The sequence below is a fragment of the Arthrobacter sp. TJ-254 genome, from assembly GCF_058269175.1.
On the sequence record NZ_JBZCNF010000001.1, the window covers coordinates 104,454 to 129,201 of the forward strand.

General features: G+C 69.1%; 21 protein-coding genes. 12 read left to right on the forward strand and 9 right to left on the reverse strand.

The window, feature by feature from the left end; all coding sequences use genetic code 11:
• Positions 1-4: 4 nt before the first annotated feature.
• Both AC4D14_RS00540 and AC4D14_RS00545 read right to left on the reverse strand, forming a co-directional pair.
• Complete coding sequence (locus AC4D14_RS00540) at positions 5-1,696, reverse strand: DEAD/DEAH box helicase (RefSeq protein ID WP_490899621.1); 1,692 nt, start codon at positions 1,694-1,696, stop codon at positions 5-7.
• A gap of 239 nt (positions 1,697-1,935) precedes the next feature.
• On the reverse strand, positions 1,936-3,441 hold the full coding sequence (locus AC4D14_RS00545) for an RNB domain-containing ribonuclease (protein ID WP_490899622.1): 1,506 nt from the start codon (positions 3,439-3,441) through the stop codon (positions 1,936-1,938).
• Between the two features lie 188 nt (positions 3,442-3,629).
• Between AC4D14_RS00545 and AC4D14_RS00550 the strand changes: the two genes are divergently transcribed.
• Positions 3,630-4,370: a ferritin-like fold-containing protein gene (locus AC4D14_RS00550; protein ID WP_490899623.1), complete on the forward strand. Its 741-nt coding sequence runs from the start codon at positions 3,630-3,632 to the stop codon at positions 4,368-4,370.
• A gap of 82 nt (positions 4,371-4,452) precedes the next feature.
• Here the strand turns inward: AC4D14_RS00550 and AC4D14_RS00555 are convergent, their stop codons facing one another.
• A complete protein-coding gene (locus tag AC4D14_RS00555; RefSeq protein WP_490899624.1) occupies positions 4,453-4,677 on the reverse strand; it encodes a DUF3107 domain-containing protein in 225 nt (74 codons plus the stop codon).
• 48 nt (positions 4,678-4,725) lie between these two features.
• Complete coding sequence (locus AC4D14_RS00560; RefSeq protein ID WP_490899625.1) at positions 4,726-5,346, reverse strand: TetR/AcrR family transcriptional regulator; 621 nt, start codon at positions 5,344-5,346, stop codon at positions 4,726-4,728.
• Between the two features lie 109 nt (positions 5,347-5,455).
• On the opposite strand from AC4D14_RS00560, the gene moeB reads away from it, so the two are divergent.
• Entirely contained in the window at positions 5,456-6,649 is a 1,194-nt protein-coding gene (gene moeB, locus AC4D14_RS00565; RefSeq protein WP_490899626.1) for a molybdopterin-synthase adenylyltransferase MoeB, read from the forward strand.
• A gap of 83 nt (positions 6,650-6,732) precedes the next feature.
• On the opposite strand, the gene AC4D14_RS00570 is transcribed toward moeB, so the two are convergent.
• Positions 6,733-8,121, reverse strand: a complete 1,389-nt coding sequence (locus tag AC4D14_RS00570) for a glutamyl-tRNA reductase (protein WP_490899627.1) — start codon at positions 8,119-8,121, stop codon at positions 6,733-6,735.
• A 182-nt stretch (positions 8,122-8,303) separates the two neighbouring features.
• Here AC4D14_RS00570 and hemE point away from each other — a divergent pair, with 182 nt between their 5' ends.
• From hemE to hemL, 8 genes are all read left to right on the forward strand, one after another.
• Positions 8,304-9,365, forward strand: a complete 1,062-nt coding sequence (hemE, locus tag AC4D14_RS00575; RefSeq protein WP_490899628.1) for a uroporphyrinogen decarboxylase — start codon at positions 8,304-8,306, stop codon at positions 9,363-9,365.
• A 2-nt stretch (positions 9,366-9,367) separates the two neighbouring features.
• Positions 9,368-10,837, forward strand: a complete 1,470-nt coding sequence (gene hemG, locus AC4D14_RS00580) for a protoporphyrinogen oxidase (RefSeq protein WP_490899629.1) — start codon at positions 9,368-9,370, stop codon at positions 10,835-10,837.
• Between the two features lie 85 nt (positions 10,838-10,922).
• Complete coding sequence (gene hemQ, locus AC4D14_RS00585; RefSeq protein WP_490899630.1) at positions 10,923-11,651, forward strand: hydrogen peroxide-dependent heme synthase; 729 nt, start codon at positions 10,923-10,925, stop codon at positions 11,649-11,651.
• A 47-nt stretch (positions 11,652-11,698) separates the two neighbouring features.
• Positions 11,699-12,853 carry a ferrochelatase gene (locus AC4D14_RS00590; protein ID WP_490900460.1) on the forward strand — a complete coding sequence of 385 codons (1,155 nt, stop codon included), beginning with the start codon at positions 11,699-11,701 and terminating at the stop codon, positions 12,851-12,853.
• Positions 12,853-13,800 (forward strand): hydroxymethylbilane synthase, encoded by a 948-nt coding sequence (hemC, locus tag AC4D14_RS00595; protein WP_490899631.1) that lies wholly within the window; start codon positions 12,853-12,855, stop codon positions 13,798-13,800. The genes AC4D14_RS00590 and hemC overlap by 1 nt, the downstream gene beginning before the upstream one ends.
• A gap of 5 nt (positions 13,801-13,805) precedes the next feature.
• A complete protein-coding gene (locus AC4D14_RS00600) occupies positions 13,806-14,681 on the forward strand; it encodes a uroporphyrinogen-III synthase (protein ID WP_490899632.1) in 876 nt (291 codons plus the stop codon).
• On the forward strand, positions 14,678-15,664 hold the full coding sequence (gene hemB / locus AC4D14_RS00605; protein WP_490899633.1) for a porphobilinogen synthase: 987 nt from the start codon (positions 14,678-14,680) through the stop codon (positions 15,662-15,664). The genes AC4D14_RS00600 and hemB overlap by 4 nt, the downstream gene beginning before the upstream one ends.
• A gap of 13 nt (positions 15,665-15,677) precedes the next feature.
• The gene (gene hemL, locus AC4D14_RS00610) at positions 15,678-16,997 is read left to right on the forward strand and encodes a glutamate-1-semialdehyde 2,1-aminomutase (protein WP_490899634.1); all 1,320 of its coding nucleotides are present in this window, start codon (positions 15,678-15,680) and stop codon (positions 16,995-16,997) included.
• A gap of 78 nt (positions 16,998-17,075) precedes the next feature.
• Here the strand turns inward: hemL and AC4D14_RS00615 are convergent, their stop codons facing one another.
• The 4 genes from AC4D14_RS00615 to AC4D14_RS00630 form a co-directional block, all read right to left on the reverse strand.
• Positions 17,076-17,918 (reverse strand): MetQ/NlpA family ABC transporter substrate-binding protein, encoded by an 843-nt coding sequence (locus tag AC4D14_RS00615; RefSeq protein ID WP_490899635.1) that lies wholly within the window; start codon positions 17,916-17,918, stop codon positions 17,076-17,078.
• A 147-nt stretch (positions 17,919-18,065) separates the two neighbouring features.
• On the reverse strand, positions 18,066-18,812 hold the full coding sequence (locus AC4D14_RS00620; protein WP_490899636.1) for a methionine ABC transporter permease: 747 nt from the start codon (positions 18,810-18,812) through the stop codon (positions 18,066-18,068).
• Complete coding sequence (locus AC4D14_RS00625) at positions 18,809-19,828, reverse strand: methionine ABC transporter ATP-binding protein (RefSeq protein ID WP_490899637.1); 1,020 nt, start codon at positions 19,826-19,828, stop codon at positions 18,809-18,811. The genes AC4D14_RS00620 and AC4D14_RS00625 overlap by 4 nt, the downstream gene beginning before the upstream one ends.
• Before the next feature lie 223 nt (positions 19,829-20,051).
• On the reverse strand, positions 20,052-20,804 hold the full coding sequence (locus AC4D14_RS00630) for a 3'-5' exonuclease (RefSeq protein WP_490899638.1): 753 nt from the start codon (positions 20,802-20,804) through the stop codon (positions 20,052-20,054).
• A 62-nt stretch (positions 20,805-20,866) separates the two neighbouring features.
• Here AC4D14_RS00630 and AC4D14_RS00635 point away from each other — a divergent pair, with 62 nt between their 5' ends.
• Together AC4D14_RS00635 and AC4D14_RS00640 are read left to right on the forward strand one after the other, a co-directional pair.
• Positions 20,867-21,394, forward strand: a complete 528-nt coding sequence (locus AC4D14_RS00635; RefSeq protein WP_490899639.1) for an MGMT family protein — start codon at positions 20,867-20,869, stop codon at positions 21,392-21,394.
• Positions 21,391-24,735, forward strand: a complete 3,345-nt coding sequence (locus tag AC4D14_RS00640; RefSeq protein WP_490899640.1) for an ATP-dependent helicase — start codon at positions 21,391-21,393, stop codon at positions 24,733-24,735. The genes AC4D14_RS00635 and AC4D14_RS00640 overlap by 4 nt, the downstream gene beginning before the upstream one ends.
• Positions 24,736-24,748: the final 13 nt, after the last annotated feature.

Sequence of the window (24,748 nt, forward strand, 5' to 3'; positions counted from 1 at the left end):
CCGCCTAGTCCTCCGTGCCGCCGGCGGGCTTGGCAACGACCTCGCCGTTGCGCCTGCGCGTGCGGCTGCGGCGGGGCCGCTCGGGAGAGGTGCCTGCCGCGGCGGGAGCCTCGGTGCCGCTGTCGGAACCGGCGGCAGCCGGACGACGGCGGCGGCTGCCGGCGGCGTCGGACTGTCCGCGCGGTTCAGGGTTGTCTGACCGGCCCGCGCCGGAGCGGGACCACGAACGGCCGGAGCGGCCGCTGCCGCCACGTGCCTCCTCGCCGCGGCCCGCCGAGGAGGCACCGCCCGTGCGGCCCTTCTTGCCGGTCTCGCCGAGGTCCTCAAGCACCTCCGCGTCGATTCCGGCGAGCTTGCGGGCATTGCGCGGAAGCCGGCCCTTGGTTCCCTCGGGGATGTCAAGGTCCGTGAAAAGGTGCGGCGAGGAGGAGTAGGTTTCAACCGGCTCGGGCGAGTTCAGCCCCAGGGCCTTGTTGATCAGGCCCCAGCGGGGGACGTCGTCCCAGTCGACGAAGGTGACGGCTGTGCCCTTCTTGCCGGCCCGGCCGGTGCGTCCGACACGGTGCAGGTAGGCTTTTTCGTCCTCGGGGCACTGGTAGTTGATCACGTGGGTGATGTCTTCGACATCGATGCCGCGCGCGGCGACCTCGGTGGCCACCAGGACATCGATCTTGTCGCCGCGGAAGGCACGGAGCGCCTGCTCGCGGGCGCCCTGTCCAAGGTCGCCGTGGATGGCGCCGGCGGCGAAGCCCCGGTCGATCAGCTCCTCGGAGAGCTTTGCTGCGGTGCGCTTGGTCTTGGTGAAGATGATGGTGCGTCCGCGGCCGCGGGCCTGCAGGATCCGCGCCACGACCTCAGCCTTATCGAGGTTGTGGGCCCGGTAGATGACCTGGCGGATGTCCTTCTTGGTGATTCCCTCGTCCTCGGGATCGGCCGCCCGGATGTGCGTGGGCTGCGTCATGTAGCGGCGGGCCATGGCGATGACGGGGCCGGGCATCGTCGCGGAGAACAGCAGGGTCTGGCGCACCGGGGGCGTGGCGGCGATCAGGGTTTCGACGTCCGGCAGGAAGCCGAGGTCGAGCATCTCGTCGGCCTCGTCGAGGACGACGGTCTTGACATTCTTGAGCACCAGAAGCTTCTGGCGGTGCAGGTCGATCAGGCGGCCCGGCGTTCCCACAACGATCTCGACGCCGCGCTGCAGCGCCTCGATCTGGGGCTCGTAGGCCCTGCCGCCGTAGATGGTGACGATCCGCGCGTTGCGCTTCTTCGCCGCCGTTGTGAGGTCGCCGGCGACCTGAACGGCCAGCTCGCGCGTTGGGACGATGACGAGCGCCTGGGGGGCCCCGGGCACCGGCAGCTTCTCGTAACCGGCGTCGTCGGGGCCGACAACCCGCTGCAGGGCGGGGATGCCGAAGCCGAGCGTCTTGCCGGTTCCGGTCTTCGCCTGGCCGATGATGTCGTGCCCGCCCAGGGCGATCGACAGCGTCATCGCCTGGATGGGGAAGGGGTGGAGAATGCCGGCGTCGGCGAGCGACTCGACGATGTCCGGGCGCACGTTGAAGTCGGCGAAGGTTTCGGGGACCTCCTTGTGCGGCTCCTCGGTGGTGACGAGGCTTTCTTCGACGTCGATTGCGTCGTCGCTGTTGTCCGCCTGAAGGTGCAGGGGCTCAGCGTTCGGGGTGTTCGGAGTGTTCAATTAGGTACCGTTCAATTAGGCCCGGCGGCAACCAAGGCTCGACGGCGGCTGAAGGATTGGGTCCAGCTCGGAGCACATTGGAGGCACAGGGCGTCCAGTGGAAGCCGATCGCGGGCTTGCAACTGCGTGCCGGCTGGGCGTTGAGGGCCAGCGCCGGCGGAACTACTCGGGATCGAGGAGGTACTGCGGGTCATCGGTGATTGGCGATAACGACCGGGCATCCATTAATACCGTCAAGTCTACCTTGCCGAGCGGCTCGCCTCGGGCGGTGCCGTCTCAACGCCGGGCGCGCCGTCGAGTTCGAAGCGCACGGTGCGGCGCAGGATGTCCGCCTCGACGAGCCGGACACGCACGCGCATGCCTGCCGTGAGCACTCCGAAGCATTTCGCCTCGATGGGCGGCTGGATCAGCTGGACCGTTCCGGTGGGGCGGGTTTTTGCCGAGGCGTCGCCGTTGCTTGGCTTGGACCCGGTGAGCACGACGGCATCGAAGACACTCCCGACCCGGTCGTTGAGCAGGGCGGCCTCGACGGCGTCGACGGCGCCGGATTCGAGGCGGGAGGCGATTGTGTTCGAGGCGGCCATCAGGGCGCTCAGTTCCGGCAGCGCTTCACGGACCCACCCGGGAACCTCGTCTCCGGCACACAGCGCCTCGCAGGTGACGAGAACGAACCGATCGACGAGGCGCCGAAGCGGCGCGGTGGTGTGCGCGTAGGGGGCGGCAATGGCCGACTGGGTCACGGCGTCGGGCACATCGCCGTCGAACGCGGTGTAGCCGGCGCCGCGGAACAGGGACGCTGCGGCATGCATCAGGGCGAGCTGTTCGGGGTGGTCGGTGTTCAGGCTGCGCAGGAACTCCCCGTAGGCAACGTCCGTCGGCCACGGCGCACCGCACGCGCTGGCCTGGCTGCGGAACTTCGATAGGGCGGCATCATCGGGGGCCGGCAGGGTACGGAGGATGCCGATCCCGCCGTCGAGCATGATCTGCGCTGCAGCCATGCCGGTCATGAGCGAAATCTGGGCGTTCCAGTCCTCCGAGGGCAGCGATGGCGCGGTGAGGAGGGTGTAGCGGCCCTTTTCGAAACCGATCTCCTGGGCGGGCAGGTTCAGGCTGGCCCCTCCGCGCTGGAGTTCCAGGTCGATGCGTTTGGTGCCGACCTCCCGCAGGAGCAGCAGCCCGTCGGAGGCCGTGCCCGAGCGAAGCTGCTCCTCGACCTGTGCGTAGGTCAGCTGGGCCCGGCTCATCACCGTTGCGCGCCGCACTGTGGCCAAGGAGACGTGAGCGGCGGCGTCGAGGTCGAACTCCCAGACGTAAGCGCCGCGGCGCCGCCCGGGCAGCAGGCTCGCGGCGTCTTCGGAAATCTCCTCGGGATGCAGTGAGATGCGCCCGTCGGGGGCGTAGATCGTCTGGCCCCGCCGCCGCGCCTCGGCATCAACAGCACCGCCGGGTTCAACGAATCCGGGGACGTCGGCGATGGCGTACCAGACCTTGTACCCGGCGCCGGCCCGCTCCAGGTGCACGGCCTGGTCGAGGTCGGTGGAGCCGGGGGGATCGATGGTGATGAAGGGAAGATCCGTGAGGTCCTCGGCCGGCAGTTCGTAGGCGGTTACGGCCTGCCGGGCTTCCCGGGTGACCTCCAGCGGGAAGTCCTCGCTCAGTTCGAGGTCATCGCGCAGAGCGCTCAGCGCTTGGGTGAGGTGATGATGCGAAGCGCTGTTCCTGATTTCAAGATGCGTAAACGGCACACGCTCACCGTAATACACGCACCCGCCTACCGGCAGGGAGGCCCGCTGCGCCGCTACGCCGGTGTGCCGGTCCCGCGCAGCGACGTCAACGCCTTTTCCACATGCCGCTTCCGCGTCTCGCCGGCCTTCGCCTGTGCGAAGGACAGCGTGAGGCCTGCGCGGGCCGCGCTTTCTGTACTGTTAGGAGAATGAGCAACCGCGCTAACGAAGGCGTCAATTCCCGCACGGATACCGCCGGATCATCCCCGAACCCAGCAGCGCCGGCCGATGAGCGCGTGGAGGATCCGCGGTATGCCCGCTTCATTGCCGACCTGCTGGGGGTTATTGCCTACGGCGAGCTTTCAGGCTTTGAACGGCTTTCCTCCGATGCGCGCTTCTCACCGACCCTTGCCGACCGGGCCAGCATCGGCAGGCTTGCCGTCCAGGAATTCGAGCACTTCGAACTCGTCAGCAGCCACCTCGCCGCCCTGGGGGTCGAGGTTGAAGAGGCGATGGCGCCCTTCCAGGCGTCGGTCGACGCGTTCCACGAACGGACCCGGCCGGCCGACTGGTACGAATCGCTGATGAAGGCGTACGTCATCGATTCGATTTCGGGGGACTTCTACCGTGCGCTCGCGGACCGGCTTGATCCCGCCACCCGCGACCTGATCGGACGGATCGAGGCCGACGACGGAACGCCCCTGCTTCACCGCAGGCTCAAGCAGGCGCTGGGCGACGACCCGCGCCTTGCGTCGCGTCTGGCTCTGTGGGGCAGGCGGCTTGTGGGGGAGGCGCTGACGCAGGCGCAGCGGATCGGGATCGAGCGCGAGTTCCTCGGGGGGCTGCTCTTCGCCGATACGGCCGACCACGTCGAGCACACCACGGCGCTGTTCGCGCAGCTCACCCGGAACCATTCACGCCGGATGGGAGCGCTCGGCCTCACCGCCTGAGCGGTGCGGGGGTGTGTCCCGGACCGGGGACCGCCGCAGCGGCGGGCGGCCCCCGTCGGAACCAACAGGCAACTCCGCCGGGCTAGAGCGCCCCGAAGCCTACGCGGCGCTGTTCCTCTGCGCCGATCTCCACGTACCCGAGCACGCTCGAGGGAACGATGACCCTGCGGCCCTTGTTGTCGGTCAGGCGCAGCTCAGCGCCCCCGTTCATTGCCTGCGCCACCGTCTCGGCGATCGCATCCGCGGATTCCGAGGACTCAAGCAGAATCTCCCTGTTGACGTGCTGAATACCGATTCTTACTTCCACGGCGGATGCCTCCTGTGTTGTTAACCAATGAGCTCTTGGAAACCTACTCTAGATTTCCTTGGGGAACCGGCTGATTCCGCGCCAAGCTAAACGGTAGATGAGCTCGCTTGCCGAATCGATGTCGAGGCTGCCGTCGGTCTCAAGCCAAAAGCGGGCGCTGATTTGCGCCATACCGGCCAGCGCACGGCCCAGCAGGGTGGCTTCGACCTCGGACAGCTGGGTGTCTTCGGCGATGACGCCGGCGATTTCGGCGGCGAAGTGCGCGTTGAACTCCTCGAGCCGGCTGCTGACATCGGGGTCGTTGCTGACATCGGATTCAAAGACGAGCCGGTGGGCCCGGCTGTCCTGGGCGATGAACTTGAAGTACGCGCGCATCGTTGCCTGGACGCGGAGCTTGTTGTCGTCAGTGGACCGCAGCGCCTCGAGCAGCAGGGCCGTCAGCTCGGCGAGATGGCTGTCAAGCAGGGCAAGGTACAGTTCCCGCTTCCCCGGAAAATGCTGGTACAGCACCGGTTTGCTCACCTTGGCCGCTTCGGCGATATCGTCCATCGCGGCGCCGTGGAAGCCGTGAACGACGAACACTTCGTGGGCGGCATTGAGCAGCTGGCGCCGGCGTTCGTTCCGCGGCAGCCGCAGGGCCTTTCCGCCCGATGATGCTTCTGCGCTCACTTCCTGCAACCCTCTGTTCCTTGGTGTCGTCGGGTTCAGTTTACCTATGAAGCGCTCCAGCGCCCCCGTACGGCTGGCAGGGGCGGCGGCGCGGGCATACATTGAGTGCATGAGCGCTCCCCATTTTGCCGCCGCGCAGGCCGAGGCAGCCGCCCTTCCGGCGCTCGTTGAACCGTTCCCGGAGCTGACGCGCGAAGAGACCGAGCGGTACTCCCGCCACCTCACGCTCCCCGAGTTCGGCAGCGAGGCCCAGCGGCGGCTCAAGAACGCGAAGGTGCTGGTGATCGGTGCCGGCGGTCTCGGTTCGCCCGTGCTGCTCTACCTGGCAGCCGCCGGGGTTGGCACCCTCGGGGTGGTCGACGACGACGTGGTGGACACTTCGAACCTGCAGCGGCAGGTGATCCATGGGGTGGGCGACGTCGGCGGCCTCAAGGCCGAGTCCGCCCAACGCAGCATCCGGTCGGTCAACCCGCTGGTCGAGGTTGTGCTGCATCCGCTGCGCCTCGACACCGGGAACGCGCTCGAGGTGTTTTCCGGGTACGACCTCGTGATCGACGGGACCGACAACTTCGCAACCCGCTACCTCGTCAATGACGCTGCCTCGCTGCTGGGCAAGCCTTACGTCTGGGGGTCGATCCTGCGCTTCGACGGCCAGGTGAGCGTCTTCTGGGACAGGCATGGGCCCAGCTACCGCGACCTCTACCCGGAGGCGCCGCCCCCGGGAACCGTCCCCTCCTGCGCCGAGGGCGGAGTCCTGGGCGTCCTCTGCGGGCAGATCGGCTCGGTGATGGCGAATGAGGCGATCAAGTTGATCACCGGGATCGGCAGGACCCTGCTGGGCCGGGTCCTTGTCTTTGACGCCCTGGGCATGTCCTGGCGGGAGCTCAAGGTGCGCAGGGACCCGGACCGGGAGCCGGTGCGGGAGCTCCAGGACTACGAGGCCTTCTGCGGCACCGGAACGACGGCCGCTGCGCCGCCGTCAATCAGCGTCACCGAGCTCGCCGGGCTGTTGGGGCGCCGGCGCAGGGGAGAGGCCGACTTCGACCTTCTCGATGTCCGCGAGCCCGGCGAGTACGAGATCGTGAGGATCGACGGTGCCGAACTCGTTCCGAAGGACCGCATCCTCTCGGGCAGCTACACCCCGGATCCGACGCGGACCGTGTACCTCCACTGCAAGTCGGGGGCGCGCTCGGCCGAAACGGTCCGCCGGCTCCGGGCGCGCGGGTTCGACACGGTGTTCGACGTCGACGGCGGAATCCTTGAGTGGGTTCGGCGGATTGAACCGGACAAACCCGTCTACTGACGATTCTTTTCGGCCGCGTCGCCGCGCGCTCCTGCCCGGGCCGGACCTATTTTCGCCGGCCGGGACATGCTGGGGGCGAGGAGTCAGGCGGAGGCTGCCGGGGGCTCGTGGACGACCGGGCACTGGATGCCGTCCTGCACCGCCTGTGCGTGTCCGGGGTGCCCGGAGCCGTGCGGCGCATCTGCAGCGCGCAGGGGCACTGCGGGAGCCTCGGCCGCCGGCTTCACGTCGAGGCCGTACAGGGCTTCAAGGCCCGCGAGGTAGTCGTCCTGCCTGCCGTCGGCCGCGAGTTCGCGTGCCCGCACCGTGGGGACGTGGAGCAGCTGGCGGACCATGCGGCGAAGGGCGAACTCGACTTCCTCGGCGGCAGCGGTGCAGCCGTGCTGGGCGCGCACCCGCTCCATCTCGGCGTCGAGGACCTGCTGGGTATGCTTGCGCAGCGCAACAATTGCCGAGTCCATCGCGCGGGTTGTCTGCTGCTGCTGGAAGTTCTGTGCGGCCTCCTGCACCAGGTCGCTCGCCTGGCGCAGCGTGTCGGCCTGCTCTGCGGGGGCTGCGAGCCGCACCGATTCGAGGGTGATCAGTTCGACGTTCGGGAGGGTGGCCACGGCCGGATCGAAGTCGTGGCTCAGGGCCAGGTCCACGACGACCAGGGGCTTGTCGGAGCCGCTGCGGATGGTCTCGAGCTCCGAGGCTTCGATGCGGGCGTCGGAACCACTGCAGCCGATGATCACGTCCGCCCCGCGCATGGCTTCGGGCAGTTCCGCGGCGCTCAGTGCCTTTCCGCCGCGGGAGGAAACGAAGGCCTCGGCACGGCCGGAGGAGGAGAAGACCGATATGTCGGTGCAGTGCTTCTCGTTGAGCAACGCCATGGTCGCGCCGGCGTAGGCGCCGGTTCCGAACAGCACAACCTTGCGGTCCGACCAGTCGGTGCTTCCGGAGATGTCTCCGGCAAGCTCAAGGGCCACCGACACGATGGAGCGGCCGTGGCTGCCGAGGATTGTCTGGGCGCCGACGTCCTTGGCGGTCCGCGACGCCGCCTGGAACAGGCGGACCAGGCCGCCGCTGGCGGCACCCGAGGCCTGCGCTTCGATCAGGGCCCGGCGCACCTGGCCGGCGATCTCGCGCTCGCCGACCACCGCCGAGTCGAGTCCGGCGCCCACGGCGAAGAGGTGTTTGGCGACGGATTCGCCGGTCTTTGTAACAAAGGATGAGGAAACCGAGGATTCGGGAATCCCGGCGTAGCTGCTGATCGCGGAGATCACCGATGAACGGGCCGCCTCGACGTCTTCCTCGGACGGAGCTTCGCAGTAGATTTCGAACCGGTTGCAGGTGGCGAGGACAACCGCTCCGGAGACGGCGGTTCCTTCGGCGAGCACGGCTGAGGGGACCTGGGGTGCTCCGACGCTGAGGCGGGCAACAGTTTCCAGATCCACATTCGAGTGTGTCGCAACAAGAGATAATAAAACCACGGCGTGTTCAGCATACCGAGGTCGTGCCCGCTGGAGGTAATAGGTGCACCTTACCCAAAAACGGGAATCCGCTTGATTCCGCGGGAGAACTCGGCTTCTGCCCGGGCGTGATTTTGGTTACCCGCCCCGGTGCCCGCCCCTGCGGGTTAACGATCGGCGGCGATCTTCGGCAGAATCAAGGTATGACCCTTGGAGCAACCCACCCGCTGGTGGACGGCCGAACCTCGAATTCCGCCCTCGTGGCGGCCTACCGCGGCAGGAAACCCCACCGCCGGCCCGTCTGGTTCATGCGCCAGGCCGGGCGGTCGCTTCCCGAGTATCGGGAGCTGCGCACCGGCACGGCGATGCTTGACGCATGCCTCGATCCGGCGATGGCCTCGGAGATCACGCTTCAGCCCGTCCGGCGCCACGACGTCGACGCCGCAATCTTCTTCTCCGACATCGTCATTCCGCTCAAGCTTGCAGGCGTCGACGTTGACATCGTTCCGGGCGTCGGCCCGGTGCTCGGCTCCCCGGTGCGCACCGCGGCCGATGTGGCGGCCCTCCCGGTGCTCACCGAGGAATCCCTTGAACCGATCCGCCAGGCGGTCGCGCTTACCGTCGCTGAGCTCGGCTCGACGCCGCTGATCGGCTTTGCCGGGGCCCCCTTCACCCTCGCCGCCTACATGGTCGAGGGCAAACCCTCACGGGACCACCTCGGGCCGCGCACGATGATGCACGCCGACCCCGGCACCTGGCACGCGCTCGCCGACTGGGCTGCCGATGCATCCGGGAAGTTCCTGCGGGCGCAGCTTGAGGCGGGAGCCAGTGCCGCCCAGCTCTTCGATTCTTGGGCCGGTTCACTGGGCCTCAAGGACTACGAGCGGCATGCGGCGCCGGCGTCAACGCGCGCGCTCGACCACGTCCGGGGCCTTGGCGCACCGCTGATCCACTTCGGGACCGGGACCTCCGACCTGCTCGTGGCGATGCGCGACGTCGGGGTGGACGTGATCGGGGTCGACTACAGGCTCCCGCTCGATGAGGCCAACAAGCGCCTGGGCGGCACCGTGCCGCTGCAGGGCAACATCGATCCCGCGCTGCTGAGCGCCCCCTGGCCGGTGCTCGAGCGGCATGTGCGTGCGGTGCTCGAGGCCGGAAGCGTCGCACCCGGGCACGTGGTGAACCTCGGACACGGCGTTCCGCCGGAAACGGACCCGGATGTCCTCACCCGGGTCGTTCAGCTCATCCACTCGGTGGAGCCGTAACCGTGCCGCAGGGCGGTCCCGACGTCGTTGTCGTCGGAGGCGGAATCGCAGGGCTTGTTGCCGCACGCATCCTCCTGCTGCGGGGCGCGTCGGTGACGGTCCTTGAGAAGGCGGGGGAGTTCGGCGGCTGCGTTGGTGCGCACGAGCTCGGCGGGTTCCGCCTCGACAGCGGGGCCGAGTCGTTCTCCACGAGGTCGAGCACTGTGCCCGACGTCGCCGCCGCCCTCGGACTGGCTGACCGGATTGTCTCCCCTGAGGGCCCGGGGGCCTGGGTGCAGCTGCAGGGCAAGGATCTGCAGCGAAGCGCCCAGCCGCTGCCGAGCTCGGGGATCCTCGGCATCCCGGCCGATCCCGCCGACGCCCAGACGGTTGCGGCAATCGGCCGTGCCGGAGCGCTGCGCGCCTCCCTTGACCGGGTCCTGCCGCTGGGGTCGCTTGCCACCCGCCCCGCTGTGAGCCTCGGAGAGCTGGTCCGCACCCGGATGGGCGACGAGGTGCTCAACCGCTTGGTGGCGCCCGTGGCCGGCGGGGTGTTCTCGGCCGACCCCGACACCCTCGACGTCGACTCCGTTGCGCCGGGGCTGCGCGCCGCAATGGCCCGCCTGGGGTCGCTGGGTGCTGCGGCCGGCGCGCTGCGGCAGGCCGCACCGGCAGGTTCGGCGGTGGCCGGCATCCGCGGTGGCATGTTGGTGCTGCGCGACGCCCTGGTCCAGGCGCTCACTGATGCGGGGGCTGACCTGCGCACCGGTGAGACAGTCGGCGGCCTTCGGCGCTCACCCTCCGGCGGCTGGGCGGTGTCGACCGAGCACTCGACCCTGCAGCGGAGCATCACCGCCGCGGCGGTGGTCCTCGCCACGGAGGGGCCGGCTGCCGTTGACCTCCTCGCCGGCGAACTTCCACGGCTCGCCGCAGAACGACCCGCCTCGGTTCCGGGAGTCGCCCTGGTGACGCTGGTGGTCGACGTGCCCGAACTGGACGCCTCCCCGCGCGGCACCGGTGTCCTCGTCGCGCGGGGCATCAACGGTGTGAGCGCGAAGGCGTTGACCCATGCGACGGCAAAGTGGAAGTGGCTGCGCGACCAGGCCGGACCCGGCTCGCACGTGCTGCGGCTTTCCTTCGGCAGGGCCGGCGGGAGCCCGGGTGAGGCAGGTCCGGAAACCGGCGACGAGGCGCTTTTCCAACTCGCGCTCGCCGACGCGTCGACACTGCTCGGCGTCCCCATCGGCCGTTCCGACGTCGTCGACTGGGACGTCGTGCGCTGGGCCGGAGCCCTTCCGCATGCGGCTGTGGGCCACCGTGAAAAGGTGGCGCGCATCCGGGCTGCTGCGGCGGAGGCGGGCATGCTCGAACTCACCGGCGCCTGGCTTTCGGGAACGGGCCTCGTGGCAGTGATCGACGACGCCACAGTGCGCGCCGAGGCGCTCGCGGACCGCCTCGGACTGCCGCCGCTGCCTGAGCGCGCCGCCCCCTGATGCGATAAGGTGAGACCACCTACTTCTACAGTGCGTAGAAGTAGGGAATTTCGGATTGAATCGGCGCAGGAGGCAGACTAGTAGCATGACCGAGCTAACCGGCGACACCCTATCCACAGCCCCCGCCCAGGACTCCCGGGAAACCGGTGAAGCCGAAGCGCCCGAGGAGCTGTTCTTCACTCTGTGGACGGTCTTCAAGCGGGCCGCCGCGGCCCCCGGTGCCTCCGCCCATTCCCTTGAGGACGTTCTCGGCTCCTTCGAGGAGTCGGGGGTGACCCTCCGCGGCTTCTACGACGTCTCGGGCATGCGCGGTGACGCCGACGTCATGGTATGGCTGCACGGCCCCCGTGCCGAGGACCTGCAGGCAGCGGTCCGCCACATCCGCCGCTCCGAGGTCTTCGCCGAGACCGAGATCGCCTGGTCCGCCATGGGCGTCCACCGCGACGCCGAATTTTCCCGGAGCCATGTGCCCGCCTATGCCCGCGGCGTCGCCCCAGCGGAATGGGTCTGCGTCTACCCGTTCGTGCGCTCCTACGACTGGTACATCCTGCCCACCGAGGAACGCCGCGAGATGCTCTACGACCACGGCATGAAGGGCCGCCAGTACCCGCAGGTCATCTCCAACACCGTTTCCTCCTTCGCGCTGGGCGACTGGGAATGGATCCTCGCGCTCGAAGCGCCCGACCTCGTCGACCTTGTGGACCTCATGCGCCACCTGCGCGAAACCGAGGCCCGCCGCCACGTGCGCGAGGAGATCCCGTTCTACACGGGACGCCGCATCAGCCCCAACGAAATCGCAGAGGTGCTCCAGTGACAGCCCAGGCGTTCAACCCGCTCGACGGCGTCGACGAATCCGGCCGCATGGCACCGAAGGACTACGACGCGATCGTCCTCGCCTCCTTCGGCGGGCCCGAGGGCCAGGACGACGTCATCCCCTTCCTCCGCAACGTGACGCGCGGGCGCGGCATCCCCGACGAACGGCTCGAAGAGGTCTCCCACCACTACCGCACCTTCGGCGGCGTCAGCCCGATCAACAGCCAGAACCGGGCGCTGCGCGCGGCATTGGAGGCCGAACTGCGCCGGCGCGGCATCGACCTGCCCGTGTACTGGGGAAACCGCAACTGGGCCCCGTTCATCGCCGACACCCTCCAGGAGGCATACGACGCCGGCCACCGCCGCGTCCTCGCCGTCACCACCAGCGCCTACTCCTCCTACTCGAGCTGCAGGCAGTACCGCGAAGACCTCGGGATGGCCCTGATCGAGGCCGGGCTGGAAGGCCGCCTCGAGGTGGACAAGGTCAGGCAGTACTTCGACCACCCCGGGTTCGTCGAGCCCTTCGTCGAGGGCGTCACGGACGGGCTCGCGGCTGTGCGCGCCGGCCTCGCCGCACGCAACGAGGGCGATGCCCCGGTGCACATCATGTTCGCCACCCACTCCATTCCGACGGGCGACGCCGACGCGTCGGGCCCGCGCAACGCCGAGGGCGGCCCGGCGTACGAGGACGGCGCCTATGTGGCACAGCACCTTGCGACCGCGCAGGCAGTTCTCGACCGCGTCCCCGAAGCCGCCGGCGTCGAATGGTCGCTTGTCTACCAGTCCCGTTCCGGCGCCCCGCACATCCCCTGGCTCGAACCAGACATCAACGACGCCCTCCGTGACCGCGCCGAAACCGGAGTGAAGGGTGTCGTCATCGTTCCCCTCGGCTTCGTCAGCGACCACATGGAGGTCGCCTGGGACCTCGACACCGAGGCCCTTGAAACCTGCGCCGAGCTCGGGCTTGTCGCCGACCGGGTGCCGACCCCGGGCACGCACGAGAAGTTCGTCGCGGGCCTGATCGACCTCGTCTCAGAGCGCACGGTGAGCAACAACATCACTGACCGGCCCGCCGCCACCGCGCTGGGCCCCTGGTTCGACGTGTGCCGGCCCAACTGCTGCGCGAACCGGCGGGGCGAAAAACCAACAATCGCGGCAGTGGACTCCACCGTGGGAACCGCGCTGCCCAACCCCGGAGCCTGATGAACGCCTCAATCCGCGTCGGAACCCGCGGCAGCGCCCTGGCGCTGACCCAGACCACCACCGTGGCGGAACGGATCTCCGAACTGGCCGGTGAGCAGTACGAGCTTGTGCGCGTCCGCACCGACGGCGACGTCCTGAAGGGCCCCCTGTCCCAGATTGGCGGCACGGGTGTCTTCGTCGTCGCCCTGCGCGAGGCGCTCCTCGACGGGCGCTGCGACCTCGCCGTCCACTCACTCAAGGACCTCCCCACCACACCCGCTCCCGGGCTGACGGTGGCCGCCGTCCCCGAGCGTGCCGACTTCCGCGACGCGCTGTGCGCCCGCGACGGCCTGACCCTCGCCACCCTGCCCGACGGCGCGAAGGTCGGCACCGGCTCGCCGCGCCGCGCAGCTCAGCTCAAGGCCGCGCGGCCGGGACTTGAAATCGTCGACATCCGCGGCAACGTCGACACGCGTCTGGGACGCGTGGCGGGCCTCGTCGACGGCGCCCCCGGCGACCTTGATGCCGTCGTCCTGGCCTCGGCAGGCCTGCACCGCCTCGGGCGGCAGGCGGCGATCACTGAACTCATCGATCCTGCCGTGATGCTCCCGGCCCCCGGCCAGGGAGCGCTCGCGGTCGAGCGCCGGCTCGGCGAACCCGACGGGACCCTCGACGCGGCGCTTGCCGCCTACGACCACGCGGAGACCCGGGCGGCAGTCACGGCGGAACGGGCGGTGCTGCTGCAGCTCGAGGCCGGATGCGCCGCACCGATCGGCGCTCTTGCGGAAGTGCGCGGGGGAGTGCTGCGCCTCGAAGCCGTTGTGTGCAGCCCGGACGGGCGGACGATCCTGCGGCGTGCCGGCTCCACACCCGACACGGGCCCCGAGGGCGCGGCACGGCTCGGCGTCCTCCTGGCCGAAGAGCTCCTTGAGGCGGGAGCTGCGCGGATTGCTCCCCTGAGCAGCTGACCGTCGTGCCTCAACACCCGGACAGCGGCGACCTGGACGGCATGCAGGTGGTCCTCCTGCGTGCCCCGGAGCGGTGCGCGGGAATGGCCGCCGAGCTCGAGCGGCGGGGCGCGGCACCCCTGGTGCTTCAGCTGATCGACTTCGAGGAGCCCGAGGACCCGGTTCCGCTCGAGGCGGCGCTCGGGGCGCTCTCCGCAGGGGAGTATGCCTGGCTGATCGTCACAAGTGCCACGACCGTGGCCTCGCTGAAGCTTGCCGCGTCCCGCCGCGGGCATCCGCTGTCCGCCGCTGTGGGAGCGGGAGTCTCCGTCGCGGCAGTCGGCGACGCAACGCGGCGGGCCCTGGCCGGGGAAGGCATCCCGGTGGCCCTGGTTCCGCCGGGTGAGGAATCCTCCCTCGGGTTGATCAGCGCCATGCCCGCGGGCCCCGGAGCGGTGCTGCTGCCCCAGGCCGCGATCGCCGACGATGTCCTTGCCGACGGCCTCGCCGCCAAGGGGCTGCAGGTGAGCCGCGTCGATGCCTACCGGACCGTCGATTACCCGGCGGACCCGTCCCGGCGCCTGCCCTCCCGACCCGCGCCGGCCGGTCTACGCCTGATCGACACCGCACGGTTCCGCGACCTTGCCGCGCAGGGCAGCGTCGACGCTGTCGTGCTGACCTCCCCGAGCACCGTCCGCCGGTTCTGCGCGGTGCTCTCCGAAGCTGCCGGCGCAGGGTTCCACGTCGTCGCCATTGGTTCACGCACCGCAGCCGAAGCCGCCGGCATGGGCCTGGTCGTCGGCGCCACGGCGGCCGCCCCGACCCCGCGCGGAGTCGCCGACGCCGTGCGCGCCGCGGCCGAGACCACACGTCCACCCTCACCGAATGGAGTTCCACAATGAGCTTTCCCCAGCACCGGCCGCGCCGCCTGCGGGCCACCCCCGCGCTGCGCCGGCTTGCGGCGGAGAACCGTGTCAGCGCCTCGGACCTGATCCTTCCCGCCTTCATCCGCGAGGGCCTCTCGGAGCCCTCGCCGATCACCTCAATGCCCGGAGTGCTCCAGCACACCACCGATTCGCTGCGGCGGGCCGCCGCCGAGGCCGTGGAACGCGGCGTCGGTGGGATCATGCTCTTCGGTATCCCCGCGCACCGCGACGCGACCGGAAGCGCGGGCCTCGACCCGAACGGTGTGCTCAACCGCGCCATCGCCGACGTCCGCTCCGAGGTGGGCGACGACCTCGTTGTCATGAGCGACGTCTGCCTCGACGAGTTCACCGACCACGGCCACTGCGGAGTGCTCGCCGACGACGGAACCGTCGATAACGATGCGACCCTGGCCGTCTACGCGCAGATGGCCGTGGCGCAGGCCGACGCCGGAGCGCACGTCCTTGGTCCCTCCGGCATGATGGACGGGCAGGTCGCCGTCATCCGCCAGGCCCTCGACGAGGCCGGCCACACGACCACGGGGGTGCTTGCCTACGCCGCCAAGTACGCGAGCGCCTTTTACGGCCCCTTCCGCGAAGCCGTGGACTCCCAGCTCAAGGGCGACCGTCGCACGTACCAGATGGATGCCGCGAACCGGCGCGAGGCCCTCCTCGAGGTGGAACTCGACCTCGAGGAAGGAGCGGACATGGTCATGGTCAAACCCGCAATGAGCTACCTTGACATCCTCGCCGACGTGGCGGCGATGTCCCCGGTCCCGGTAGCCGCCTACCAGGTCTCCGGCGAGTACGCGATGATCGAGGCTGCGGCGGCCAATGGCTGGATCGACCGCCGGCGTGCCATCGAGGAATCGGTCCTTGGCATCAAGCGGGCCGGGGCCAACATCATCCTCACCTACTGGGCCTCGGAGCTTGCGCTCTGGCTCAATGAAACCCCGAGCTGAAGGAAAACCGACAATGAGCACTTCCGAAGAACTCTATGAGCGTGCCCGCGGCCTGATGCCCGGCGGCGTCAACTCCCCGGTGCGCGCCTTCGGATCGGTTGGCGGCACTCCGCGGTTCCTCGTCGACGCACACGGCGCCCACGTGACCGACGCGGACGGGAAGGACTACGTCGACCTCGTTTGCTCATGGGGTCCCGCCCTCCTTGGGCATTCCCACCCCGCCGTGATTGAGGCGGTCCACCGCGCGGTCGACCACGGGCTGACCTTCGGCGCCTCAACGCCGGCCGAGGCGGACCTCGCCCAGCTCGTGAAGGAACGCGTGCCGGCTGTCGAGCTGCTCCGGATGGTCTCGACGGGTACCGAAGCAACAATGACCGCCGTCCGCCTCGCCCGCGGCTTTACCGGCCGCAACCTGATCATCAAGTTCGCCGGCTGTTACCACGGCCATGTGGACAGCCTCCTTGCCGCCGCCGGATCTGGCGTCGCGACCCTCGCCCTGCCCGGATCGGCAGGCGTGACCGAGGCGACGACCGCCGAGACCCTCGTGCTTCCCTACAACGACGTCGCCGCCGTCGAGGAAGCTTTCCGGGAGCACGGCGAGAACATCGCCGCCGTCATCACGGAGGCCGCGCCCGCCAACATGGGTGTCGTGACTCCGCAGGACGGGTTCAACGCGTTCCTGTCACGGATCACCACCGAACACGGCGCGCTGTTCATCGTTGACGAGGTCATGACGGGCTTCCGCACCCACCGCGGCGGGTACTGGCGGCTGACGGGCGGGGCCCCCGACGCCGCGGACCCGTGGACGCCGGACCTGCTGACCTTCGGCAAGGTGATCGGTGGCGGCATTCCCGCTGCCGCCCTTGGCGGCCGCGCGGACGTCATGAACCACCTCGCACCCCTCGGGCCGGTCTACCAGGCCGGTACGCTCTCGGGCAACCCGCTCGCGATGGCCGCCGGGGTCGCCACGCTGACGGCCGCGACCGACGACGTGTACCGCCACGTCGACGCCCGGTCCCTCGAACTCTCGACCGCCCTGTCCGAGGAGCTCGGCCGGGCCGGGGTCGACCACTCGATCCAGCGGGCGGGAAACCTGTTCAGCGTTGCCTTCGGCACCTCCGAGCGGGGCGTCAGCAACTACGCCGATGCCCAGGCCCAGGAGGCGTTCCGCTACGGCCCGTTCTTCCATTCGATGCTCGACTCGGGGGTCTACCTCCCGCCGTCGGTCTTCGAGGCGTGGTTCCTCTCCGCGGCCCACGACGACGCCGCGATGGACAGGGTCTTTGCGGCGCTTCCGGCCGCCGCCAAGGCAGCAGCAGCCGCCCAGCATTAAGAACAGATCCACTGCGCAGTAATGACGGCCCCAGGAGGGTTTTTCCTGTCATTACTGCGCAGTGGATTGTCTTGGAGGCTAGAACGCGGCGGTTACGTCTCCGCTTGGCCACTGCTCCTCGATGAAGGTGCGCACCTCGGGGGAGTGGAGCAGCTCTTCGAGCTTTTCGATCCGGGCGTCACCCTCCGACGCCGTGTTCCAGGCGAGGAAGTTGGCGTACGGGTTGCCCTCGGTTGATTCGACGATGAGCGCGTCCTCGGTGCTCAGCCCGGCATCGAGGATGTAGTTGCCGTTGATGATCGCCAGGTCGACGCTCGGATCCTTGACGTCGTTGAGGAGAAGCTCCGGCTGGTTCTCGATGAACTCGAACTTGCGGGGATTCTGTTCCTCGGTCAGGTTGAGCACCGAGGCGTCCTCGGCGATGCCTTCAAGCAGGCCCTCCTCCGCGAGCAGGGTAAGCGCACGGGCCTGGTTCGAGGGGTCGTTGGTGATCGCGATGCGGGCGCCGTCGGGAAGCGCCGCGACGTTCTTATGCTTCTCGGAGAACGCCGCGTACGGTTCGATGTGCACGCCTTCTCCATGGGAGAACTCGTAGCCCTGGCCCTCGACCTGCTGCTCGAAGTAGGGGAGGTGCTGGAAGTAGTTGGTGTCAAGGTCGCCGTCGCGGAGGGCGATGTTCGGCGTCGTGTAGTCATCGAATTCGACGATGTCGAGGTCGATGCCGCTGCCCTCCGCGAGGTTCTCGTCAACGAATTCAAGGATGCGTGCATGCGGCTGGGGGCTGGCGCCGACGGTGACGGTGGCAGGCTTGGCGGGGTCGAGCGACTCGGTGACTTCGGCTTCGGCCGTGGCGCCGCCGCAGGAGGAAAGGGCGAGGGACGCGGCGATGCCGGCCGTGGCGATTGAGAGTAGTTTGCGCACGAAGAACGTGTCCTTTCAGGTGCCCGGCGCCCGAAGGGCCGGAAGTGGGGCAGCTAGCGGCTACTGGCTGCCGTCCGCGCCCTCCCGGAAAAAGCACCCGGGCAGGCGGGAATTCTTAGGTGGCGCGGGCCGGCGGCGCCGTCCGGGTCAGAGCGCGGTGTCCGGCTGGCGGAGCCCCGCCCGGCGCTGGCGCCCGGACCCGGCGGTCGCGGCGGTGCGGTGGTCGAACCGGGCCGCCGCGCTGTCGCCCACCCGCTGGATGAGCTGAACAATCAGCACGATGATGACGATGATGACCACCATGACGGTTGTGTCGAAACGCTGAAGGCCGTAGTTGTAGGCGAGGCGCCCGAGCCCTCCGCCGCCGATGATTCCGGCCATTGCCGAGTACCCGACAAGGGTGACGAGCGTTGTGGTGCAGGCGGCGATGAGGCCGGGGAGGGCTTCCCGGAGCAGGACCTTGGTGACGACCTGCATGCGCGTCGAACCCATGACCAGCGCGGCGTCGACCTTGCCTGCGCCGACCTCCCGCAGGCTCGTCTCAACGAGGCGGGCGAAGAACGGGATGGTGCCGATGCTCAGCGACACCGAGGCTGCGACGGGGCCGATCGACGTTCCGGTGAGCAGCCGCGCGAGCGGGATGAGGGACACCATGAGGATCGCGAACGGGACGGACCGGGTGATGTTGACGATGACGTCCGACATCAGGCGGTGGACGACCGGAAGCGGGCGGAGGCCTTCGGGAGCGCTCGTGTGAAGGAACACGCCAAGGGGCAGCCCGATCAGTACGGTGAAGAACCCTCCGATGGACACCATCTGGATTGTCGCCATGAACTCTTCGGGCAGGGCCCGGGTGATGCCTGGATTGTTTGCGAGCTCTTCGAGGAAGTTCATGCCGCAACCTCCACAGCGACGCCGCGTGCGCGCAGGTGTGCGACGACGTCGTCCACCGGCAGCCGGTGCGGCTCACCCGGCGCGCTGCCCGTGGCCGATCCGGCAGGTTTCAGTTCAACGCGCAGCCGGCCGAACCGCTCGCCGGCCAGTTTTTCCACGCTTCCGGCAAGAAGCGTGATGTCGAGCGAGAACCGCCGCGCCAGGTCGGAGAGGACCGGGTCGGAACCGCCCTCGCCCGAGGTGAGCAGCTCAAGCTCCGGCCAGCCGGTGACGGCGTCGCGGGCGGGAAGGGGGAGCAGCGCCTGCATGAGCTTTCCATTGAGGGATCCGGCGAGGTCGCGGAGCTGGCCGTGTTCGGCGATGCGCCCGTTCTCGAGCAGTGAGACCGAATCGCACACCTTTTTCACGACGTTCATCTCATGGGTGATGATCAACACGGTCAGTCCGAGCGTGTCCGAAAGGTCGCGGATGAGTTCGAGGATGCCCTCGGTGGTGGCCGGGTCGAGGGCGGAGGTCGGTTCATCGCACAGCAGCACCTCGGGATCGGCGGCAAGCGCCCGCGCGATCCCCACCCGCTGCTTCTGCCCGCCCGAGAGCTGCGAGGGGTAGGCGCCGGCGAAACCCTCGAGCCCGACAAGGCCGAGCAGGCGCGAGACCTTCGCCTCGATCTCGGTCTTCGGGGTCCGGATGAGTTCAAGCGGGTGCGCGACGTTCCCGGCGGCGGTGCGTGAGTCAAGGAGGTTTGCGTGCTGGAAGACCATGCCGATCTGGCGCCGGGCGCTGCGGATTTCGGAGTTGCCGACCCGCGTGAGGTCCCGGCCGTTGATTGACACCGACCCCGACGTCGGGCGGTCAAGGAGGGTCAGGCAGCGCACCAGCGTCGACTTTCCCGCACCAGAGTGGCCGATGATGCCGTGGATCGAACCGCGGGGGACCTCGAGGCTGACGCCATCGAGGGCAGCGATGGTGCGGTCACCCTGACGGTATGTCTTGCGCAGATCGGTGACGGTGATCATAGGTCCTCAGTATTGGGTCTGCGGGAAGGTGCGGGGAGGTGCGGAAAAGCACGGCCTCATCGTTGCACGCATGGCGAAACGGCCTGAAATTGTGTGCGTTGCGTCACCCGTAGAACGCACGAAAGGCGTAAAGAAAGGTAATGATTCCGCCGCTGTATCGCCTCGACGGCAGCGGCAACGCCCCAATTCCGCTGCTTGCGAAGCGGCGGCGGTCCGCCGCCGGCTACACCCCGACCAGGGCCGCTTCCGTGCCCCCGTGGCCGGCGCCCGCACCCGTTTCGGCCGCGTCGGCGGCCTCGAGGACGGGCCATTCACCCTCGACAACTGCCGCGGGATCCGAGCGCCGCAGGTACTCCTCGAGGCTTTGGGCCTGCCGGGCCGCCCACGTCACCTGCGACTCATGCAGTTCGGTTGCCGGGCGGCACAGCGTGGGAAAGCGTGAAGCGAGCGCGTCGGCCACCCGCAACGTGGCGGCGACGTCGGCCGCGGAGGTGTGCGCATTCTCGAACCCAATCCCGTAGTGGTCGCACATTGCGGTCAGGGTGCGTTTGCCGGGCCGGTACCGGTCGGCGTGCTTGTCCATCACATAGGGATCAAGCACGAGCCTCGGGTGCGGGGTCGGTACCCCGTGCCGGATACCTTCCCGGGCCAGGACGGTGAAGTCGTAGCGCGCGTTGAAGGCAAGAACCGGCATGTCCGCATCGAACAGCCGGTGGAGCACGCTGCTGATCTGTTCGACGGCAACGGCCGGTGGAAGTCCGTGGGCCCGGGCGTGCTCGGTGTCGACCCCGTGGATCGCGGCCGCTTCGTCGGGGATAACGACTCCCGGGTCGGCGAGCCACTCATGGTGTTCAAGAACGCTTCCCGCGCCGTCCACCACAAGAATCGACGCAGTCACAATGCGTGCCTCCCGAGGATCACGTCCGGTGGTTTCGAGATCGAACGCCGCGCGGGGAAGACTGTGCCAACTGCTCATGGGGCAACGCTAACCGGGCCCGACGACATTTCCCGGGAGCCGCTCCGGCTAGGGTTGAGGGCATGTGCCAGGATCCGCCCGACCGCCGCAGAACCGGCGCTGGAGCCGCGCACTCCGACTCCGGGCCGACCGGGGAGGACCGCTCAGTGCCGCCGCTGCTGCTGGATTACGCAGAGTCGGTGTTCGATGTTGTGGCGCTGATCCCACCGGCCCGTGTGCTGACCTATGGCGACATTGCCGAACTGCTTGAAGCCGGCGGCCCACGGCAGGTTGGTGCGGCAATGAGCCGGGCGGGAGGAGCCGTTCCGTGGTGGCGGGTCATCCGTTCCGGCGGCTATCCGCCCCGGGGGCTCGCCCGCGACGCCCTGGCCCACTACCAGGCCGAAGACACCCCGCTCAAGACACGGAAACGGGCGCGCGCGGGCGACGCCGACTACGCGGTCGATCTCCGCCGCGCCCGGTGGAGCCCGTCGGAGGAGGAACTCTCGATGATTGCCCGGGCGCGCCGGCAGCAGCGGGACGGAATGTCGGGCTCCCACCGGCGCGCGTCGCTCAGACTGTCGGCGCCGGATGATGAAGTGGAAGCATGACCACAACCGTCCACCAGCCTGCCGTCCAGCCGTCAGGGCCAGCGGCTGCGCCCGGCGAAGCCTCCTCCGCGGAGGCCGCCTCGGTCATGACGAGTGCCCCGGGGTCGGGCCCGGTTTTGGTTCTGGGCGGACCGGGCACGGGGAAGTCAACGCTGCTTGTCGATACGGCGCTCCACCGCATCAACTCGGGTCTGCTCGATCCGTCGGCCCTGCTGCTCCTTGCCCCTTCCCGGGCCGCGGCGGCACGCCTGCGCGACGACCTCACGCAGCGCCTCGACCGAAGCCTCAGCGGCGCACCGGCCCGGACCTGGGGGTCGTACGCCTTCGACCTGATCCGCAGGGCACGGGCCGAGGGCCGCATGCCCCACGTGCTTCGCCCGCCGCGGCTGCTTTCGGGCGCCGAACAGGACCTGATCATCAAGGAGCTGCTCGCAGGCCACGGCAGGGAGGGCGCACCGGCCATCGCCTGGCCGCAGAGTCTTGCCCTGGCCCTCGGGACCCGGGGGTTCCGCCAGGAAATCCGCGAGCTGTTCGACCGGGTGAGCGAGTACGGGGCCTCGGCGGGCGAGCTCCGGGACTGGGGTGTCCGTTTCGACCGCCCCGACTGGGTGGCCGCCGCCCACCTCTACCGCGAATACCGCGACGTGCTTGACCTCAGGATGCCCGAAGCTTTCGACCCCGCCGGCATCCTGACCGCCGCCCGGGAGCTCTTGGAACAGGACCCGGAGTTCCTCGAAGACGAGCGGCGGCGCCTTGAGCTGATCCTTGTCGACGACTACCAGGAGGCGAATCCCGCCGTCCACGCCCTGCTGGGGCTGCTCGCCAGGGACAAGGACGTCGTTGTCACGTCGTGCCCGGACACCGCCGTCCAGGGCTTCCGCGGCGCCCGCCCGGAGCTGACGCACCTGCTCGCGGATCAGCTCGACGCCGGCCGCGGGTTCCGCACCGTCGTGCTGCCCGCCTCCTTCACCCTTCCGGCACCGCTGCTTGAGTCCTGGCGGACGGTGGCCTCCCGCATCGCCACGGCGGGCGGAAGCAGCGCCTACCGCCATGCCGCACCGCGGGCGGACTGGCCCCGTTCCGTCGGGCCGGAGGACACTGGGTGTGAGAACGCAGCATCGGAGAACACAGCACCGGAGAACACAGCACCGGAGAGCGCAGCGCCGGAGAATGCACCACCGGCTCCTGGCGCCCGCGGTACCGGTGGCCGTGTCGGAGCCCACCTCGTGAACTCCGTCTTCCACGAGCAGCGGTACATCGCCCAGAGGATCCTCGAGGCGCACCTGTTCGGTGGAAGGAGCTTCGAGGACATCGCCGTGATCGTCCGCACGGGCGGCCAGGTTCGTTCCATTCAGCGCTTCCTTTCGGAGCAGGGAATTGCCGTCAACGTTCCCGCCGCCGAGACGGCCATCCGTGACGAGCCCGCCGTGCGCCCGCTGCTCGAGATTTTTTCGGTCGTCGTCGGGAAGACCGATCTCACCCCCGAGCTGTGCGTTGCCCTGCTGACCTCGCGCATCGGCGGGGCAAGCAGCCTTGAGCTACGCCGTCTGCGGCAGGTGCTGCGCCGGCGTGAGCTCGGTGACGGCGGCGGGCGCAGCAGCGACGAACTGCTCGTTGAACTCCTCTCGCACCCCTCCTACGGCGCGGGTTTGCCGCGGGAGGCCCGGCCCGCCCTGCGGATTGCACGCATGATCGAGGCGGGACGGGCCGCCGTTGAGTCGGCGGCCAACGACCCCGAATCGGTCCTCTGGGCGCTGTGGTCCGCCTCGGGGCTCTCCCCGCGGTGGTCGGCTGCCGCGCTCGCCGAAGGGCCGGGGGCGGTCCGGGCCGACCGCGACCTCGATGCGATGCTCGCCCTTTTCCAGGCGGCCGAGCGGTTTGTTGACCAGATGCCCGGCGCGCCGGCCGAACTCTTCCTTGAGTACCTCCTCAGCCAGGAGATCCCGATGGACACCCTCGCCGCCCGGGCGCACCGGCGGGCCTCGGTGTCCGTGCTGACCCCGGCCAGCGCCGCGGGCCGGCACTGGCCGGTGGTCATCGTGGCCGGCCTGCAGGAAGGCACGTGGCCGAACCTGCGCCTTCGCGGCGAGCTGCTTGGCTCCGGCGAGCTCCGGGCGCTTCTCGACTACGGTGCGTCGTTCCGGGACTACCGCGACCCGCTCAGCCTGCTCCGGGAGATCCGTTTCGACGAGCTGAGGACGTTCTCCACAGCCGTTTCCCGGGCGACCGAGGAGCTTATCTGCTGCGCCGTGTCATCCGAGGACGACCAGCCGTCGCAGTTCCTCGATCTCGTCGATCCGCTTCCGGCCGGCGTGAGCGAGCGGGCGATGACCGAAGTGCAGCGGCCCCTGACCCTTCGGGCGCTGGTCGCCGAGCTGCGCAAGTCCGCCCAGGACACCGCCCGCCATCCCGTGCTGGCCGCCGAAGCGGTCTCCCACCTGGGCAGGATGGCGGCTTCGGCCCTGCCGGTTCCCGGCGCCCACCCCGCCCAGTGGTGGGGGCTGCTGCCGTTGAGCTCCACCGAGCCTGTGGTGCCGCCCGAGGCTCCGATCCCCGTGTCGCCGTCGAAGGTCGAGTCGGTCCTCCGCTCACCGCTCAACTGGTTCGTTTCGGCAGCCGGCGGTGAACCTGCCACAGACTTCGCACGCTCGCTGGGCACCCTGGTCCACCAGATCGCCCAGGACCTCCCGGAGGCGAGCGGCGGGGAGTACGTGGAGGAACTGGTCCGCCGCTGGCCTTCGCTGGGCATGAAGGACAACTGGGAAGGCAAGGTCGATTTCCGGCGTGCCGAGTCAATGGTGCGGAAGCTTGCCGCGTACGTCATTACGGCCCGGTCGACGGGCCGGAAGCTCGTGGCGACGGAGGTCGATTTCTCTGTCGATATTCCAGTGACGGTGAACGACGACGAGCGGGTCGCCCGCCTGAAAGGGCAGATCGACCGGCTCGAAATCGACGCGGACGGGCGCCTCGTGGTGGTGGACCTGAAAACCGGAAAGTCGGCCCCCGCCAAGGCGGAGATCGCAGCCCACCCCCAGCTTGCCGCCTACCAGGCCGCAGTGGCCGAGGGCGGACTCAACGACGCCGCAGGCAGCCAGGTTCCCGGAGGCGCGGCGCTGGTGCACCTCGGAACGAAGAACAAGGAAGTCTCAACCCAGGAACAGCAGCCGCTCGAACACGGTGAGCAGTGGGCGCACTCCATGATCGCCGAGGCCGCGCGACGGATGGCCGCAGCGGACTTCGAAACGGTGCACGACCCGGCACGGTCGGGGTATGGCGGCACCGGGTGCCGCCTGCCGGAAATCTGTCCGCTGTGCGCCGAAGGAAAGCAGGTAACCGAGTGAACCGCCCGGAGCC